This window comes from Nocardioides aurantiacus (assembly GCF_003752505.1).
Taxonomy (GTDB): Bacteria; Actinomycetota; Actinomycetes; order Propionibacteriales; family Nocardioidaceae; genus Marmoricola; species Marmoricola aurantiacus.
Genome location: NZ_RKHO01000001.1, coordinates 1,040,773 through 1,056,897, shown reverse-complemented (window position 1 = coordinate 1,056,897; position 16,125 = coordinate 1,040,773). Strand labels below are relative to the sequence as shown.

General features: G+C 74.5%; 15 protein-coding genes. 9 read left to right on the top strand and 6 right to left on the bottom strand.

Translation table 11 applies throughout. The annotated features are described in order from the left end of the window. The first annotated feature begins 38 nt into the window (after positions 1 to 38). The 6 genes from EDD33_RS05045 (at position 39) to EDD33_RS05020 (ending at position 6,561) form a co-directional block, all read left to right on the top strand. Complete coding sequence (locus EDD33_RS05045) at positions 39 to 1,091, top strand: LacI family DNA-binding transcriptional regulator (RefSeq protein ID WP_123389368.1); 1,053 nt, start codon at positions 39 to 41, stop codon at positions 1,089 to 1,091. 35 nt (positions 1,092 to 1,126) lie between these two features. Next, positions 1,127 to 2,188 (top strand): sugar ABC transporter substrate-binding protein, encoded by a 1,062-nt coding sequence (locus EDD33_RS05040; protein WP_211332421.1) that lies wholly within the window; start codon positions 1,127 to 1,129, stop codon positions 2,186 to 2,188. Between the two features lie 193 nt (positions 2,189 to 2,381). Then, complete coding sequence (locus EDD33_RS05035) at positions 2,382 to 3,491, top strand: carbohydrate ABC transporter permease (protein WP_123389367.1); 1,110 nt, start codon at positions 2,382 to 2,384, stop codon at positions 3,489 to 3,491. Beyond that, positions 3,488 to 4,342, top strand: coding sequence for a carbohydrate ABC transporter permease (locus tag EDD33_RS05030; protein ID WP_211332420.1), 855 nt, complete (start codon positions 3,488 to 3,490; stop codon positions 4,340 to 4,342). The genes EDD33_RS05035 and EDD33_RS05030 overlap by 4 nt, the downstream gene beginning before the upstream one ends. 73 nt (positions 4,343 to 4,415) lie before the next feature. Beyond that, positions 4,416 to 5,399, top strand: coding sequence for a malate dehydrogenase (locus EDD33_RS05025; RefSeq protein WP_123389366.1), 984 nt, complete (start codon positions 4,416 to 4,418; stop codon positions 5,397 to 5,399). Positions 5,400 to 5,511: 112 nt separating this feature from the next. After that, positions 5,512 to 6,561, top strand: a complete 1,050-nt coding sequence (locus tag EDD33_RS05020; RefSeq protein WP_123389365.1) for a nucleoside hydrolase — start codon at positions 5,512 to 5,514, stop codon at positions 6,559 to 6,561. Here EDD33_RS05020 and EDD33_RS05015 read toward each other — a convergent pair. Beyond that, a complete protein-coding gene (locus EDD33_RS05015) occupies positions 6,548 to 7,252 on the bottom strand; it encodes an IspD/TarI family cytidylyltransferase (RefSeq protein ID WP_123389364.1) in 705 nt (234 codons plus the stop codon). The genes EDD33_RS05020 and EDD33_RS05015 overlap by 14 nt on opposite strands. Before the next feature lie 101 nt (positions 7,253 to 7,353). Between EDD33_RS05015 and EDD33_RS05010 the strand changes: the two genes are divergently transcribed. Continuing rightward, positions 7,354 to 8,661 (top strand): hypothetical protein, encoded by a 1,308-nt coding sequence (locus EDD33_RS05010; RefSeq protein WP_123389363.1) that lies wholly within the window; start codon positions 7,354 to 7,356, stop codon positions 8,659 to 8,661. 10 nt (positions 8,662 to 8,671) lie between these two features. On the opposite strand, the gene EDD33_RS05005 is transcribed toward EDD33_RS05010, so the two are convergent. The 5 genes from EDD33_RS05005 to EDD33_RS04985 are packed head-to-tail and all read right to left on the bottom strand — an operon-like array spanning position 8,672 to position 13,394. Next, entirely contained in the window at positions 8,672 to 8,986 is a 315-nt protein-coding gene (locus EDD33_RS05005; RefSeq protein WP_170169702.1) for a DUF3017 domain-containing protein, read from the bottom strand. A gap of 2 nt (positions 8,987 to 8,988) precedes the next feature. Beyond that, positions 8,989 to 9,846, bottom strand: a complete 858-nt coding sequence (locus tag EDD33_RS05000) for a bifunctional methylenetetrahydrofolate dehydrogenase/methenyltetrahydrofolate cyclohydrolase (protein ID WP_123389362.1) — start codon at positions 9,844 to 9,846, stop codon at positions 8,989 to 8,991. 56 nt (positions 9,847 to 9,902) lie between these two features. Further along, the gene (gene purH / locus EDD33_RS04995; protein ID WP_211332419.1) at positions 9,903 to 11,477 is read right to left on the bottom strand and encodes a bifunctional phosphoribosylaminoimidazolecarboxamide formyltransferase/IMP cyclohydrolase; all 1,575 of its coding nucleotides are present in this window, start codon (positions 11,475 to 11,477) and stop codon (positions 9,903 to 9,905) included. Beyond that, positions 11,474 to 12,094 (bottom strand): phosphoribosylglycinamide formyltransferase, encoded by a 621-nt coding sequence (gene purN / locus EDD33_RS04990; RefSeq protein WP_425463837.1) that lies wholly within the window; start codon positions 12,092 to 12,094, stop codon positions 11,474 to 11,476. The genes purH and purN overlap by 4 nt, the downstream gene beginning before the upstream one ends. Before the next feature lie 13 nt (positions 12,095 to 12,107). After that, complete coding sequence (locus EDD33_RS04985; protein WP_148076939.1) at positions 12,108 to 13,394, bottom strand: cell division protein PerM; 1,287 nt, start codon at positions 13,392 to 13,394, stop codon at positions 12,108 to 12,110. Positions 13,395 to 13,457: 63 nt separating this feature from the next. On the opposite strand from EDD33_RS04985, the gene EDD33_RS04980 reads away from it, so the two are divergent. Both EDD33_RS04980 and kynU read left to right on the top strand, forming a co-directional pair. Beyond that, on the top strand, positions 13,458 to 14,822 hold the full coding sequence (locus tag EDD33_RS04980; RefSeq protein ID WP_123389359.1) for a hypothetical protein: 1,365 nt from the start codon (positions 13,458 to 13,460) through the stop codon (positions 14,820 to 14,822). Then, on the top strand, positions 14,819 to 16,000 hold the full coding sequence (gene kynU, locus EDD33_RS04975) for a kynureninase (protein WP_123389358.1): 1,182 nt from the start codon (positions 14,819 to 14,821) through the stop codon (positions 15,998 to 16,000). Before EDD33_RS04980 ends, kynU begins: the two co-directional genes overlap by 4 nt. The last annotated feature ends 125 nt before the right edge of the window (positions 16,001 to 16,125 follow it).

Here is a 16,125-nt window from a genome sequence, read left to right as displayed (position 1 = left end):
CAGCCGTCACCCGTCCCACTCCATGCCCGGAGGTACCCGTGCGAGGACCGAGCCGCCACCGCGGCGCGACGCTCGACGACGTCGCGCGCCGGGCGGAGGTCTCGGCGATGACGGTCTCCAACGCGCTCAACCACCCCGACCGCCTCAGCGACGAGACCCTGGCCCGGGTCCGGGCAGCGATCGAGGACCTCGACTACCGGCCCAACCGCTCCGCCCGCACGCTGCGCAGCCAGACCTCGCGGCTGGTGGGGGTCCGGGTCGAGCGCTCGCGCCAGGACCGGGCGGCGCTGCTGCTCGACCAGTTCCTGCACGCGCTCGCCGAGTCGGCCTCCGGGCTGGGCTACCACCTGATCGTGTGCCATGCCGCCGGGGACACCGCCGAGCTCGCGGCCTACCAGGAGCTGCGCCAGACCACGGCCGTGGACGCCTTCGTGCTCACCGGCGCCCACCGCGACGACGCCCGGAGGCGCTGGATGCGCGAGCAGGGCGTCACCTTCGCCTGCTTCGGCCGCTCCTGGGACCTCGACCCCGACTCCCCCGGCGCCTTCCCCTGGGTCGACGTCGACGGCGCCGCCGGGATCCGCGCCGCGGTCGAGCACCTCGCCGGGCAGGGGCACACCGAGATCGGCCTGGTGGGCTGGCCCGCCGACTCCGACCTGGGCCGCGACCGCGAGCGGGGCTGGCGCGAGGCCTGCGCCGACCTCGGCCTCCCCGCCCGGGTGCAGGCCCACGTGGTCGACGAGTTCGACGCCGGCCGCGACGCCGCCCACCGGCTGCTCGACGCCCCCCGTGGCGGGCCGGTCCCCAGCGCGCTGGTGTGCGTGTCCGACACGCTCGCGCTCGGGGTGCTGCGCGCCCTGTCCGAGCGCGGGCTGCGGCCGGGACACGACGTCGCCGTCACCGGCTTCGACAACTCGCCGTCGGCCGCCCTCACGACCCCCGGCCTGACCAGCGTCGACCAGCCGCTCGCCGACGTAGCGGCGGCCCTGATGCGCCTGGTCGACGCCGAGCTGAGCGGCGTACGCCCCTCGGCCACCCACGCCCTGCTCCCACCCCGGCTGGTCGTCCGCGACTCCAGCCTGGCCCGCTGACCGTCCCCCTCCTCACCCACCCACCAGGAGATCCGATGTCCCGCAACCGCACCTCCCTCGCCTCGGTCGCCGCTGCCGCCTGCGCCGGCCTGCTCACCCTGTCCGCCTGTGGCGGCGGGTCCGGCTTCGACGACGGCGGGTCCTCCGGCGAGGGCGGTGGCGACGGCAAGATCACCGTGCTGATCGGGTCCTCGGGCGACGCCGAGACCGAGGCCGTCGAGAAGGCCGTCGCCGACTGGTCGCAGGAGAGCGGCACCGACGCCGAGGTCACCGTCGCCTCCGACCTCAACCAGCAGCTGAGCCAGGGCTTCGCGTCCAGCAACCCGCCCGACGTCTTCTACATGAGCACCGACCAGCTCGGTGGCTACGTCGAGAACGGCTCGCTCCTGGCGTACGGCGACCAGCTCTCGAACGCCGACGACTTCTACCCCAACCTGCGCCAGGCCTTCACCGTCGACGACGAGTTCTACTGCGCGCCCAAGGACTTCTCGACGCTCGCGCTGTGGATCAACACCGAGAAGTGGGAGGCCGCCGGCCTCACCGACGCCGACGTCCCGACCACGTGGGAGGAGCTGGCCGACGTCGCGGCGACCCTGAAGCAGGGCAAGCAGCCGGGCCTGGCCTTCAGCCCGGAGTACCAGCGGGTCGGGGCGTTCTTCCCCCAGGCGGGCGGCGCGATGACCAACGAGCAGCAGACCGAGGCGACCGTCGACACCCCGGAGAACGAGGAGGCGCTGGACTACGTGCAGCGGCTGCTCGAGGACGGGTCGGCGCAGTACTCCTCCACCCTGGGCGCCGGCTGGGGCGGCGAGGCCTTCGGCAAGGAGCTCGCCCCGATGACGATCGAGGGCAACTGGCTGGTCGGGGCGATGCAGAACGACTTCCCCGACGTCGACTACACCGTCGCCGAGCTGCCCGCGGGACCCCAGGGCAAGGGCACCCTGGCGTTCACCAACTGCTGGGGCATCGCCGAGTCCAGCCCCGAGCAGGAGCAGGCCGTCGACCTCGTCGAGAAGCTGACCTCGGCCGAGGACCAGGCGGCGTTCGCCCAGGCCTTCGGGGTGATCCCGTCGGTCGAGTCCGCCGCCGCGGCGTAAAAGAAGGAGTCGCCGGAGGTCGCGCCGTTCATCGACGGCGCCGACTACGCCCAGAACCCGCCCTCGACCGTGGGGGCCGCGGACGTCATCACCGACTTCAACTCCCAGCTCGAGGGTCTCGCCGACGGCGACCCCGCCGCCATCCTGGAGTCGGTGCAGCAGTCGCTGCAGGCGACCGTGGGGCAGTAGCCCGATGGCGCGTCCACGCAGCCGTCGCGGCGGGCAGACCCGCGACGGCTGGGTCCTGATGCTGCCCGTCGTCGTCCTGCTGGGGCTGTTCCTCGTCGCACCGGTGCTGATGGCGCTGTGGGTCTCGGTCTCGGACTGGCGCGGCAACGGCAGCCCGTTCGGCGGTGACGTCGGCTTCGTCGGGCTGGAGAACTACCGCCAGATCCTCGCCGGCGGTGGGCTGGCGGAGCGCGACTTCGGCACCTCGCTGCGCAACAACCTGTTCTACGTCGTCCTGGTGGTGCCGCTGCAGACCGTGCTCGCGCTGCTCCTGGCCGTGCTGGTGACGCGTCGTTCGCTGCGGGGGCGGGGCTTCTTCCGCACCGCGTTCTACTTCCCCTCGGTCACCAGCTCGGTGGCAATCACGGTGCTGTGGCTGTTCCTGTTCAGCACCTCCGGTGTGGTCAACAAGATCCTCGGCTGGGTCGGGCTCAACGGCCCGGCCTGGTTCCAGGACCCGCGCGGGGTGCTCCACCTGCTGCTCGGTGCGGTGGGGGTCGACCGGGCCCCGGCGGCGCTGGGCGAGCACGGCTTCCTCGGCATCACCTGGTGGGACTGGGTGGCCGGTCCCTCGGTGGCGATGAGCGCGTTCGTGCTGATGGCGGTCTTCACCACCTCGGGCACCTTCATGCTGCTGTTCATCGCGGCCCTGAACAACATCGGCGACGAGATCGAGGAGGCGGGTCTCATCGACGGCGCCAACGCCTGGCAGCGGTTCCGCCACGTCACCTTGCCGATGCTGCGACCCACCCTGTTCACGGTGCTCACGCTGGGCCTCATCGGCACCTGGCAGGTGTTCGACCAGATCTACACCGGCACCCAGGGTGGTCCCGCCAAGACGACCCTCACCCCGGCGTACCTCTCCTTCCAGTCGGCCTTCGTCAATCAGCGGTGGGGCCAGGGCGCGGCGATCGCGTTCGTGCTGTTCGCGATCATCGTCGTGCTCACCCTGGTGCAGCGGTGGGCGCTCTCGGAGGACCGTGGGTCCAGGGGCGAGCGCGCCCGGGCCGCCGCCGTCCGCGCGGGCGCCACCGCCCGCCGGCAGGGTGGCGGCGTCACCGGGGGTGCGGCGTGAGCGCCGGGACGCCGACCGCGCCCCGGGCGCGCGCCACGGGCACCTACGTGACGTACGCCGTGCTGGTGCTGCTCGCGGTCGTCTACGTGATGCCGTTCCTGATCCAGGTGGCGACGTCGTTCAAGACCGAGGCCGACGCCGCGGCCAACCCGCTCTCGCTGGTCCCCACGACGGCGACCGCCGAGGCCTACCGCACCCTGTTCGTCGACTCGCCGCTGCCGACGTGGTTCGCCAACTCGGTGATCGTGACGCTCTTCGTCACCACGGGACGGGTGCTGTTCTGCTCGATGGCGGGCTACGCGCTCGCGCGGGTGCCGTTCCGCGGCCGGGCGCTGGCCTTCGCGGTGCTGGTGGCGATCATGGCGGTGCCCAACGTGGTGCTGCTGATCCCGAAGTTCCTGGTGATCAACCAGCTCGCGATCTACGACTCCTACGCCGGCCTCATCATCCCGCTGCTGGCCGACGCGTCCGCCGTCTTCATCATGAAGGGCTTCTTCGAGTCGGTCCCGGCCAGCGTGGAGGAGGCGGCCCGCATCGACGGCGCCGGCACCTTCCGGATCTTCTGGTCGGTGGTGCTGCCGATGGCGCGGCCGGCGGTGATGACGGTGATCATCCTGTCCTTCCAGGCGTCGTGGAACGAGCTCAACCACTTCATCGTGGCCAGCCAGGACCCCGACCTGTTCAACCTCACCAAGGGCGTCGCACAGCTCGCCTCGGGGGCGCTGAGCCAGGGCACGCAGTACCCCCTCAAGCTGGCCGCCGCACTGCTGATGACGCTGCCCGTGGCCCTGGTGTTCTTCGTGTTCCAGAAGCGCATCGTCAACACCACGACCGGGGCGGTCAAGGAGTGAGGCCGGGGGCGCAGGCCGGCGGGGCGCTGCTAGCGTCGGACGGGTCCGCGCCCCCGTCGTACCAGGAGAAACCGTGAGCCCCACTCCGTTGAAGGTCGCCGTCACCGGTGCCGCCGGCCAGATCGGCTACAGCCTGCTCTTCCGTCTCGCGAGCGGAGCGCTCGGCGACCGGCCGATCGAGCTGCGCCTGCTGGAGATCGAGCCCGCGCTCAAGACCCTCGAGGGCGTGGTCATGGAGCTCGACGACTGCGCGTTCCCCGGTCTCGCCGGGATCGAGATCGGGCACGAGGCGGAGAAGGTCTTCGAGGGCGTCAACCTCGCCCTGCTCGTCGGCGCGCGTCCCCGCGGCCCCGGCATGGAGCGCGGCGACCTGCTCGAGGCCAACGGCGCGATCTTCACCGCCCAGGGCAAGGCGCTCAACGCCGTCGCCGCCGACGACGTCCGCATCGGTGTCACCGGCAACCCGGCCAACACCAACGCCCTGATCGCGATGACCAACGCCCCCGACATCGACCCCTCGCGGTTCTCGGCGCTGACCCGCCTGGACCACAACCGGGCGATCTCGCAGCTGGCCGCCAAGACCGGCGCGTCGGTGACCGAGATCAAGAAGATGACGATCTGGGGCAACCACTCCGCCACGCAGTACCCCGACCTGTTCCACGCCGAGGTCCGCGGCCAGAACGCCGCTGAGGCCGTCGGCGACCAGGACTGGCTGGAGAACACCTTCATCCCGACCGTCGCCAAGCGCGGCGCCGCGATCATCGACGCCCGGGGCTCCTCCTCGGCCGCGTCCGCCGCGTCCGCCACCGTCGACGCCGCCCGCGACTGGCTCCACGGCTCCGCCCAGGACGACTGGGTCTCCATGGCGGTCGTCTCCGACGGCTCCTACGGCGTCCCCGAGGGCCTGATCTCCTCCTTCCCCGTCACCACCAAGGACGGCGACTGGAAGATCGTCCAGGGCCTGGAGATCGACGACTTCTCCCGCGGCCGCATCGACGCCTCCACCGCCGAGCTCGCCGAGGAGCGCGACGCCGTCAAGGGCCTCGGGCTGATCTGAGGGGGCCGGTCGTCCGGCGGCGGCGGTTTCCCGGGTTCGCCCGGGAGACCGCCGCCCCGCCGGAGCCACGACCCCGGCACAGCACCAGATCCCCCGGGACGAGAGGGAGACCGTGACCCAGCCCGTACGCCGCACGCCGGTCGTCCTCGACGTGGACACCGGGGTCGACGACGCGTGCGCGCTGCTGCTGGCGGCGCTGCACCCGGCGCTGGACCTCCGGGCCGTGACCTGCGTGGGCGGCAACGCCCCGCTGGCCGACGTCGTGGCCAACACCCTGACCGTGCTCGACGTGTGCGAGCGCCAGGACGTGCCGGTCGCCGCCGGGGCGGCGCTGCCGCTGCTCGAGCCGCCGGGCGACGCGCGCCACGTGCACGGCCAGGACGGGATGGGCGACCTCGGGCGCGCCCGCTCCACCCGGCGGCCGGACCCCCGGCACGCGGTCGAGCTGCTGCGCGACGTGCTGCTCGACGCCGTGGAGCGTGGGGAGCGGGTCACGCTCGTGCCGCTGGCGCCGCTGACCAACGTGGCGCTGCTGCTGCGCACCTACCCGGCCGTCGCGGCGGGGCTCGAGCGGATCGTGTTCATGGGCGGGGCCGCCGAGGTGGGCAACGCGACCGCGTCGGCGGAGTTCAACGTCTTCCACGACCCCGAGGCCGCCGCCGTCGTGCTCGACGCCGCCACCGACCTGGGCATCGAGGTGGCGATGTACGGCCTCGACGTGTTCTACGGCCCCCAGGTGACCCGCGAGGAGGGCCAGGAGCTGGCGGCCCTCGGCGGGCCCGCCGGCCTGGCCGGCGAGCTGGTCGTCTTCCAGTGCGACCGGTTCGAGCGCCCGTCGGCCACGATCGGCGACGCGGGCGCGGTGTGTGCCGTCGTCGACCCCGACGGGCTCCGCAGCCGCCGGCTCCCGATCCGGGTGGAGCTCGCCGGCACGTGGTCGCGCGGCCGCACCATCGTCGACCGGCGCGACTGGTCCGGTGACCTCGCCCACGACCCGCACGGGCAGGCACCGGCGAGCATCGACGTCGCGCTCGGCGTGGACGGCGAGCGCTACGCGCGGCTCTGGCGCGAGACGGTCCGCGGTCGACCCGACGACCGGGCGGGCGAGGACCTGCGCGCCCGGGTCGCACCACCGCTCTCCCGCGGTGTCACGACGACCTGAGCTCGCGTGCCCTGGCCTCGAGCAGGGCCACGGCGAGCCGTTCGTCCCCGCGCAGGGTCACCTTGAGGTTCTCCGGCTCGCCCGGCACGGTCCACACCGGGATGCCGGCCGCCTGCACCAGGGTGGTCTCGTCGACGAACGTCGACGGACCACGCGGGTCGACCCGTTCGTAGGCACGAGCGAAGACCTCGCGCCTGGCTCCGTGAGGCGTCTGGGACCGGTAGAGCCCCGTCCGGTCCAGGATCCCGGACACCCGGCCGTCGACCAGACGACGCATGCTCTCCGGGACCTCGACGAGCGGCACCGCTGCACCGTGCTCGCGGGCGGCGAGGGCCACGCGGTCCACGAGCTGCGGCGAGACCAGGGGCCGGGCGCCGTCGTGGATGAGCACGACCTCCGCGTCGGTGGCGTCGAAGCCGGCCGCGACCGAGTCCTGTCGACGGGCACCGCCGGCGACGACCTCGCACCCCGCCTCGCGCACCCAGTCCCACGACCGGGTCTCCGCCACCCTGTCCGGGTGGGCGACCAGCACGATCCTGCGCACCGTGGTGGCCCGGCGGACGGCGGCGAGCGTCCAGGCGACGAGCGGCCGACCCTCCACGGAGATCATCAGCTTGTCCTGGCCCTGCATGCGTGCACTGAGACCCGCGGCGAGGACGATGGCGTCGGCGAAGGCCTCGGGAGCGGCCACGGTGTCCTCCTGGTGTCGGACGCGGGAGCGACACCTTCCCACGATTCGATGGGTTCCGCAGCGGCCTCAGCACGCGTGCGACCCGACCGAGGAGGACGACCGTGACCGACGCCCCGGTGGACGCCCAGGTCGTCGTGCTGGGAGCGGCGGGCGACCTCGCCGTCCGGCACCTGGTCCCGGCGGTCGCCCGCCTCGCCGAGCACCCGGTAGCGCCGCTCCGGCTGCGCGTGGTCGGCGTCGACGTGGCGCCCTGGACCACGCAGCAGTACCGCCTGCGCGCCCGCGACGTCCTCCAGCGGGCGTCGCCGCGGCCCTCGCCGCTGGTGGTCGACGAGGTCGTCGGACGCCTGGACATGGTGTCCGCCGACATCACCCGCCCGGGCGACGTCGCGTCCCTCCTCGCCCCCCTCCTCGGCGGTCGCGCCACCGTCTTCTACGTGGCGCTGCCGCCCTCGCTGCACCTCGCGGCGCTCGCGGCCGTCGGCGCGGTCGGTCCGCCCCCGGGCAGCCGGATCGTGTTCGAGAAGCCGTTCGGTCACGACGGGCCGTCAGCGGCACGGCTGACGGGCGCCGCCACCCGGGTCGTCCCCGAGCGGGCGCTCTACCGTGTCGACCACTTCCTCCACCACCCGATCAGCGACCGGCTCGTCGGCCTCCGCCACGGGCCGGTGGCCCTCGAACCCGTCTGGGACCGCCACCACGTCGAGAGCATCGAGATCACGTGGGACGAGACCGGCCTCGTGGGCGCCCGTGCCGCGTCCTACGACACCGTCGGCGCGCTGCGCGACATGGTCCAGGGCCACCTCCTGCTGCTGCTGGCGCTGGTCACGATGGAGCTCCCGGCCGCCACGGACGACGCCTCCTGGCGCGCGGCCCGGCTCGAGGCGCTGCGGGTCCTGCCGACCCCCGGCCCCGCCGAGGTCGCCGGAGGGACGCGCCGTGGTCGCTACGCCGCCGGCACGGGCCCCGGCGCCGCGCGCGGCTACACCGAGGAGCCCGGGGTCCGGCCGACCCGCGAGACCGAGACCTTCGTCGAGGTGGCCACGACGCTGCGGAGCGCACGGTGGCGCGGGGTGCCCGTCGTGCTGCGCGCCGGCAAGGCCATGCAGACCGACGTACGCCGCATCCGCCTCCGACTCGCTCCCACCGTGCCCGGCGCGCCGGCGGTGGTCGACGTCATGCCCGACCGGGTGCTGCTCGACGGTGTCCCGTGGGACGGCTCGGTGCCGGCCGACCACCTGCCTCCGACGGCGCGCATGCTCCGTGACGTCGTCCTGGGCAGGTCACGGCACGCGGTCACCGACGACGAGGTGGGCGAGTGCTGGCGGGTCGTCGACGCCATCAGGAGCGGGTGGCGCCGCGGCAGCCCGGCCCTCCTCGAGCACCCGGCAGGGACCTCCCCGCCGTGAGCGAGCCGGCTCAGCCCGGTTGGTCCGGGATCACCACGGCGAGCACGATCAGCGCGGCCCCGACCCCGGCCAGCATCACCAGGTCGATCCAGCGGCTGCGGCGCACGCGCAGCATCCCGGCCTCGTTCTCCGGCAGCAGCGTGCGCATCACCGCACCCACGAGGAGCGCGATGCCGATCAGCATCACGCCGCGGCGCCACGGCCCGAGCGCCACCACGAGCAGGCCCACCCCCGCTGCCGCGACCACCAGCAGGTAGACCAGCCCACCCAGGGTCGAGGGACGCCGACCGGGGGCGGGCAGCGGCGGCGGGGTCGGCGGGGTCACGGTCAGGCCGGGGTCGCGGCCTGCTCGGCGAGACCCACCACGTTGGACAGCAGCATCGCCCGCGTCATCGGGCCCACTCCCCCGGGGTTGGGCGAGACCCAGCCGGCGACGTCCCAGACGTCCTCGGCCACGTCGCCGGCGAGCTTGCCGTCGACGCGCGAGACGCCGACGTCGAGCACGGCGGCGCCCTCGCGGACCATGTCGGCGGTGATGATGCCGGGCACCCCGGCCGCGGCGACGACGACGTCGGCGTGGCGGGTGTGCGCGGCGAGGTCGCGGGTGCCGGTGTGGCACAGCGTGACGGTGGCGTTCTCCGAGCGACGGGTCAGCAGCAGGCCGAGGGGTCGGCCGACGGTGACGCCGCGACCCACCACGACGACCTCGGCCCCGGCGATCTCGACGCCGTGGCGCCGCAGCAGCTCCACGATGCCGTACGGCGTGCACGGCAGCGGCGCCTTCTCGCCGAGCACCAGCCAGCCGAGGCTGGTCGGGTGCAGGCCGTCGGCGTCCTTGGCGGGGTCGATGGCACCGAGCACGAGGTTCTCGTCGATGCCCTTGGGCAGCGGCAGCTGCACGATGTAGCCGGTGCACGCGGGGTCCTCGTTGAGGCGTCGTACGGCGGCCAGCACCTCCTCCTGGGTCGCCGTGGCCGGGAGGTCCTCGCGCAGCGAGGCGATGCCGACCTCGGCGCAGTCCTTGTGCTTGCCGTTGACGTACCACCGCGACCCGGGGTCGTCGCCCACCAGCACCGTGCCCAACCCGGGCACGACACCCCGCTCACGCAGCGCGGCGACGCGCTCCGTGAGCTCGGACTTGATGGCCCGGGCCGTCGCGGTGCCGTCGAGCTTCTGTGCAGTCACGTGCCGCATCCTCTCATCGGGTCGGCGGTGGAGCGGTGGTCGCGGTGGCTCTCGCCTCAGTGGGCGAAGTGACGCGTGCCGGTGAAGTACATCGTCACGCCGGCCGCCTTCGCCGCCTCGATCGTCAGCTCGTCGCGGACCGACCCGCCGGGCTGCACGATCGCGGTGACGCCCGCGTCGATCAGGATCTGCGGGCCGTCCTCGAAGGGGAAGAACGCGTCGGACGCGGCGACCGAGCCCGCGGCCCGGTCCCCCGCACGGTCCACGGCCAGCCGGCACGAGTCGACGCGGTTGACCTGGCCCATGCCGATGCCGACCGAGGCACCGTCCTTGGCGAGCAGGATGGCGTTGGACTTGGCGGCGCGGCACGCCTTCCAGGCGAAGGCGAGGTCGGCCAGCACGGCCTCGGAGGCGGCTCCGCCGGTGGCGAGCGTCCACGAGGCGGGGTCGTCGCCCTCGGCGTCGACCGCGTCGCGCTGCTGCAGCAGCACGCCGCCGGAGATCGGCCGCATCTCGACGCCACCGCGCTCGGCGGGCTCGGCGACGAGCAGCCGGACGTTCTTCTTGCGGGTCAGCACCTCGACGGCCCCGTCGTCGTAGCCCGGCGCCACGACGACCTCGGTGAAGACCTCGGCCACCTGCTCGGCCATCGCGACCGAGACCGGCCGGTTGACGGCGATCACGCCGCCGAAGGCGGAGACCGGGTCGCACTCGTGGGCGCGGCGGTGGGCCTCGGCGACGTCGGCGCCGACGGCGATGCCGCAGGGGTTGGCGTGCTTGATGATCGCCACGGCCGGCTCGTCGAAGTCGTACGCCGCCCGGCGGGCCGCGTCGGCGTCGACGTAGTTGTTGTAGGACATCTCCTTGCCGTGCAGCTGCTCGGCCTGCGCCAGCCCGGGGGCGAGCTCGTGGCGGTAGATCGCCGCGCCCTGGTGGGGGTTCTCGCCGTACCGCAGCACCGCCTCGCGCTCCCAGGTGCCGCCGACCCACGCGGGGAAGCCGGCGCCGTCGGAGGTGTCGGTGAGCACCGAGCCCATCCAGCTCGCCACCGCCACGTCGTAGGACGCGGTGTGCACGAACGCCGCGGCGGCGAGCCGCTTGCGCTGCTCGTAGGTGAAGCCGCCGGCGGCCGCCGCCTCCAGCACGTCGGCGTAGCGCTCGGGGGAGGTCACGATCGCCACCGAGGGGTGATTCTTCGCGGCGGCGCGCACCATCGAGGGCCCCCCGATGTCGATCTGCTCGACGCACTCGTCGGGAGAGGCCCCCGAGGCGACGGTCGCGGTGAACGGGTAGAGGTTGGAGACGACGAGGTCGAACGGCTCCACACCCAGCTCCTCGAGCTGGGTGACGTGGGCGGGCAGCCGCCGGTCGGCCAGGATGCCGGCGTGGACCTTGGGGTGCAGCGTCTTGACGCGCCCGTCGAGGCACTCCGGGAAGCCGGTGAGGTCCTCCACCCTGGTCACGGGCAGGCCCAGCTCGGAGATCAGCCGCGCCGACCCGCCGGTCGAGACGAGCTCGACGCCGGCGTCGTGCAGGCCGCGGACGAGGTCCTCGAGGCCGGACTTGTCGTAGACGGAGACCAGCGCGCGCTTCAGCGCGATCCGGTCCTGGGGCAGCGTGCTCTCGGTCATGCGCCGATCCGCACCTTCCTGTCGGTGATGGTGTAGCCCTCGCGGGCCAGGCGGCCCACGGCGTCGACGAGCATGGCCCGCTCGGCGACCTTGATGCGTTCGTGGAGGGACGCGACGTCGTCGTCGTCCTCGACCGGGACCACGGCCTGCGCGACGATCGGGCCGGTGTCGACCCCGTCGTCGACGACGAAGAGCGTCGCGCCGGTGACCTTGACGCCGTACGCCAGGGCGTCGGCCGGTCCGGTGGTGCCGGGAAAGCTGGGGCACAGCGCCGGGTGGGTGTTGACCACCGCGCCCGGGAACCGGGCGAGGAAGGCCGGGCCGACGAGCTTCATGAAGCCGGCCAGCACGACCAGGTCGGGCTCGTGGGCGGCGACGGCGTCGGCGAGACCGGCGTCCCAGGCCTCGCGGGTGGGCGCGTCGCGCAGCCGGTGCGCGAAGGCCGGGAGGCCGTGGCGCTCGGCGCGAGCCAGGCCCTCGATGCCGTCGCGGTCGGCGCCGACGGCGACCACGCGCGCGCCGTACGACGGGTCGGTGCTCGCGTCGATCAGGGCCTGGAGGTTGGTGCCGCTGCCGGAGACGAGCACGACGAGTCGGCGTTCGGCGGCGGGCAGCACCGCCACAGGCTACTCAGTGCTCGACCGGCTCCGACGAGCGGCGCTGCCACCAGGCGGTGGCCAGCCCGGCGAGCAGCCCGGCCAGCCCCATCGAGGCCACCGCGGCCGCCCCGACCTCGAGGACCGAGGGCCCGACGTGGGCGAGCCGGCCGGTGCCGAGCGAGCCTCCGGCGAGGCCGGTCAGCAGCGCCGTCAGGACGCCCGCCAGCACCCCGGAGCCGAAGCCGCGCAGCGCCGAGGAGTCGTACGCCGTGACGCCGTAGGCCAGCTGCGCCCGGCGGGCCCCGACCGCCGCGACGACGACGGGGACGACCAGGAGGCCCATCGACCACGCCGGGGTCGGGCCGGCGTCGGGCAGCGCGCTGAGCAGCGGGAAGGCGGGCACGGGGCCGAGGCTGACCACGCCCGGGGAGACGGTGGTGCCGACGCCGACGGAGAAGCCGGGGCCGACGAGGTAGGCGGCCGCCCAGAGCACCGCGTTGGGCAGCAGCAGCGCCGTCGCCACGGCGTACGCCGCGTAGTCGCCGCCGGAGAGCCGCAGCCCGGCCAGGACCGCCATCGCGTCGTTGGTGCCGAGCAGCACGGCGACCAGGGCGAGCGCGGCGGCGGCACCGAGCAGCAGCACGACGGCCGTGGTGGCGCCGTGGACCACCGCGCGCACCCAGCCCGGCACGAGGTCGCGCCAGGCGCCCAGCCGGCCGGTCCCCCGGACCAGCCCGAGCGTGCCGAGCAGGCCGGGCAGCAGCAGCGCGCCGAGGACGGTGCGCCCCAGGCCGGGGCTGACGTCGTCGGTGCCCGCCAGGACGCAGGTCAGCACGGCGAGCACGAGGTAGACGCCGGTGAAGGTGACGGCCGCCTGCACGACCGTGCGGTCGTCGTCGGTGGGCCGGGCGGTGCGACCGGCCCGGACGGCCAGCCGGTGGGCCAACCACCCCAGCGCCACGGGGAGCGCGAGCGGGACCAGCCCGACCGGGACGCCACCGAGGCTGACGCCGGAGCCGTGGCCGACCAGCCACAGGTCGGCGCCGGCGCGGAGCGCGTCGCGGGTCGAGCCGTGGGCGCCGCCGTCCGCGAGGTACCAGCCGACCAGGGCCACGGCCATCAGCCCGAGCAGCCCCGCGGCGACGGCACCGCCCGCGGCCAGGGCGGCGGCCCCGGCCAGCGTGCGCTCCTGCTCGCCGCGCAGTCCGGCCACGACCGAGGCCACGAGCCGGGACGCCGCGCCGCCGCCACGCCGACCGCCCCGACGACGCGGGTCGTCGGGGTCGAGGTGGGGCGGGCGGCTCAGCAGGTCGGTCATCGCCACCATCTTGAACCGAAGCGGACGCGAGGTGGTCCCGCCACGCGGGTAGCCTCCTCCCTCGTGCGCACCACTTCGCAGGCCCCTGGCGAGGACCCCGCGGGCACGTCCCGCGGTCGTCGCCTGCCCGGCGGGCGCCGCACCTGGATCGCGCTCCTGGTCGTGCTGGTCGTGCTCGCGGTGGTCGTCACCCTGCTCGTACGCCGCGACGGCGGCCTGTCCGGGGCCGTCGAGGCCGTGGAGGGCGGGTCGCCCAGCGCCTCCCCCGCGCCGCGCCCGGTCACGGTGGCCACGCTGCTCGGGGTGACCGACGCCCAGGAGGTGGCGCCGCGCCAGCGCTGGCGCCTGGTCGGCACCACCGACAACACCCGCGGCACCGGCATCAACACCGTGTGCCAGCAGAGCCGCTTCGCCGACCCCGAGGGCGAGGGCACCTTCGTCCGCAGCTTCGCCACCACCAACGCCCCGCGGCGGACGCTGCTGCAGACCGTGGAGATCTCCGCGAGCGAGAAGGCCGCCGGAGCGGCGTACGACACGACGCTGGGGTGGTTCGCCGGCTGCCGCGAGGCCCGGCTGCAGCTGCAGGGCACCTACCGCCTCGACGGCCTGGGCGACGAGGCGCAGCTGCTGCGGCTCCGGCTCCCCGACGCGCGCCGACCGGCGCAGACCCGCAGCCTCGTGGTCGGCGTGGTCCGCACGGGTGCGCTGACGGTCTCGACCGTGGCCGTCACCCGCGGCGGCGACTCGGTGCGCAACGCCGCGGCCGCACGGGTGCTCACCAGCGCGGTCACCGGGCTGTGCGAGACCGACCCCGCCGGGGAGTGCCCCGGAGAGGTCCGGGCGACGCCGGTGCTGCCGCCCCGGTCCGGCGAGGCGCTGGGCACCCTCGCCGCGGCCGACCTGCCGGTGGTGGGGAGGATCAACCGGCCCTGGGTCGGCACCCGTCCCGTCCCCGCCCGTCCCAACCCCTCCTCCACCACCTGCGACCGGGCCGACTTCGTCCGGGCCGGCGCCCCGCGGGCCCGCACCCGCACCTTCCTCGTCCCCGGGGCGCGGGTCGACGAGCGGTTCGGGGTGAGCCAGACCTACGGCCGGTTCCCGACCGTGGCGCGCGCCCAGCGCCTCGTCGACCGGATCGAGGCCGCGATGGCGCGGTGCGAGAAGGACGACCTCTCCGCCGAGGTCAGCGCGGCGCAGGTCGACCGGCCCGGCCCCCGCGGCTCGGTGTCGTCCTCGTGGCGGCTGGACAGCGAGGTCCGCGAGGACGAGACCGTCGGCTACTGGATGGGGGTGGCCCGCGTGGGTCGCTGGGTGACGCAGGTGCTGCTGACGCCGGTCGAGGGCGCCGACGTCGACTCCGCCACCTTCGAGGCGCTGGTCGTGCGCGCCCGTGACCGCCTCTTCGGGCTGACCGGGCCCCGCCGATGATCCCCGGACCCGGTCGCTTCGAGCTGCCCGAGGGGCTGGTCTACCTCGACGGCAACTCCCTCGGCGCGCTGCCCACCGGCGTCGCCGACCGGCTCTCCCAGGTGGTGCGCGAGGAGTGGGGCCGCGGGCTGATCCGGTCGTGGAACGACGCCGGCTGGATGCAGCTCGTCGGACGCGTCGCCGCCCGCCTCGCCCCGCTGGTCGGCGTGGACCCCGCCGACCTCCACCTGGGCGACAGCACCACGGTCAGCCTGTTCAAGACCACCGTCGCCGCCGCCCGGCTGCGCCCTGGCCGCCGCGTGCTGGTCCTGGAGCCGACGACCTTCCCCACCGACGGCTACGTGACCGCGGCCGTCGCCGAGCTGCTCGGGCTCGAGCTGCGCTGGTGCGACCCCGCCGACCCGCTGGCCTCGGTCGACGAGGACACCGCGCTGCTCTCGCTCACCCACGTCGACTTCCGCACCGGCGCGCTGTTCGACCTGCCCGGCATCACCGCCCGCGCCCAGGAGCGCGGCGCGCTGGTGCTGTGGGACCTGTGCCACTCGGCCGGCGCGGTGCCCGTCGACCTGACGGCGGCCGGCGCCGACCTCGCGGTCGGCTGCACCTACAAGTACCTCAACGGCGGACCCGGCTCCCCCGCCTGGCTCTGGGTCGCGCCCCGCCACCAGGCCGCCGCCCGCCAGCCGATCAGTGGCTGGATGGGCCACGCCACGCCGTTCGCCATGGCCCGCGACTTCGAGCCGCGCGAGGGCGTCGGCTCGTTCGCCTCGGGCACCCCGCCGGTGCTGGCGCTGAGCGCGCTCGAGGCGTCGCTGGAGGCCTTCGACGGCGTCACGGTCACCGAGCTGCGGGAGCGGTCGCTGGCCCTGACCGAGCGGTTCATCGAGCTGGTCGACGAGCACGTCGGGGACGCCGTCGAGGTGGTCACCCCGCGCGAGCAGGGGCGGCGCGGCAGCCAGGTCTCGCTGCGCCACCCCGCGGCGTACGGCGTGGTGCAGGCGCTGGTCGCCCGCGACGTCATCGGCGACTTCCGCGACCCCGACATCGCCCGGTTCGGGTTCGCCCCGCTCTACAACACCCTCGCCGACGTCGAGACGGCCGTCGAGCGGCTGGTGCTGGTCCTGGAGCACGAGGAGCACCTCGACCCGGCGTACGCCGCCCGCAACGCCGTCACCTGACCGCGGCTGCCCGTCCCGGCGCGTCCCCCGCTGCCGGTTTCCCAGGTGATGAACCCATGTCGCCTCTGTGCACAGGAAGCCGGCGGCGGTCGCCCTCCTCGCACGGCAACCCGCCTCCTCACACA

What these genes read in the sequence shown, in the direction of transcription:
- EDD33_RS05035 (WP_123389367.1), top strand. Translation starts at nt 2,382, where the DNA reads ATGGCGCGTCCACGCAGCCGTCGCGGCGGGCAGACCCGCGACGGCTGG.
- EDD33_RS04985 (WP_148076939.1), bottom strand. Translation starts at nt 13,394, where the DNA reads ATGACCGACCTGCTGAGCCGCCCGCCCCACCTCGACCCCGACGACCCG.
- EDD33_RS05040 (WP_211332421.1), top strand. Translation starts at nt 1,127, where the DNA reads ATGTCCCGCAACCGCACCTCCCTCGCCTCGGTCGCCGCTGCCGCCTGC.
- kynU (WP_123389358.1), top strand. Translation starts at nt 14,819, where the DNA reads ATGATCCCCGGACCCGGTCGCTTCGAGCTGCCCGAGGGGCTGGTCTAC.
- purH (WP_211332419.1), bottom strand. Translation starts at nt 11,477, where the DNA reads ATGACCGAGAGCACGCTGCCCCAGGACCGGATCGCGCTGAAGCGCGCG.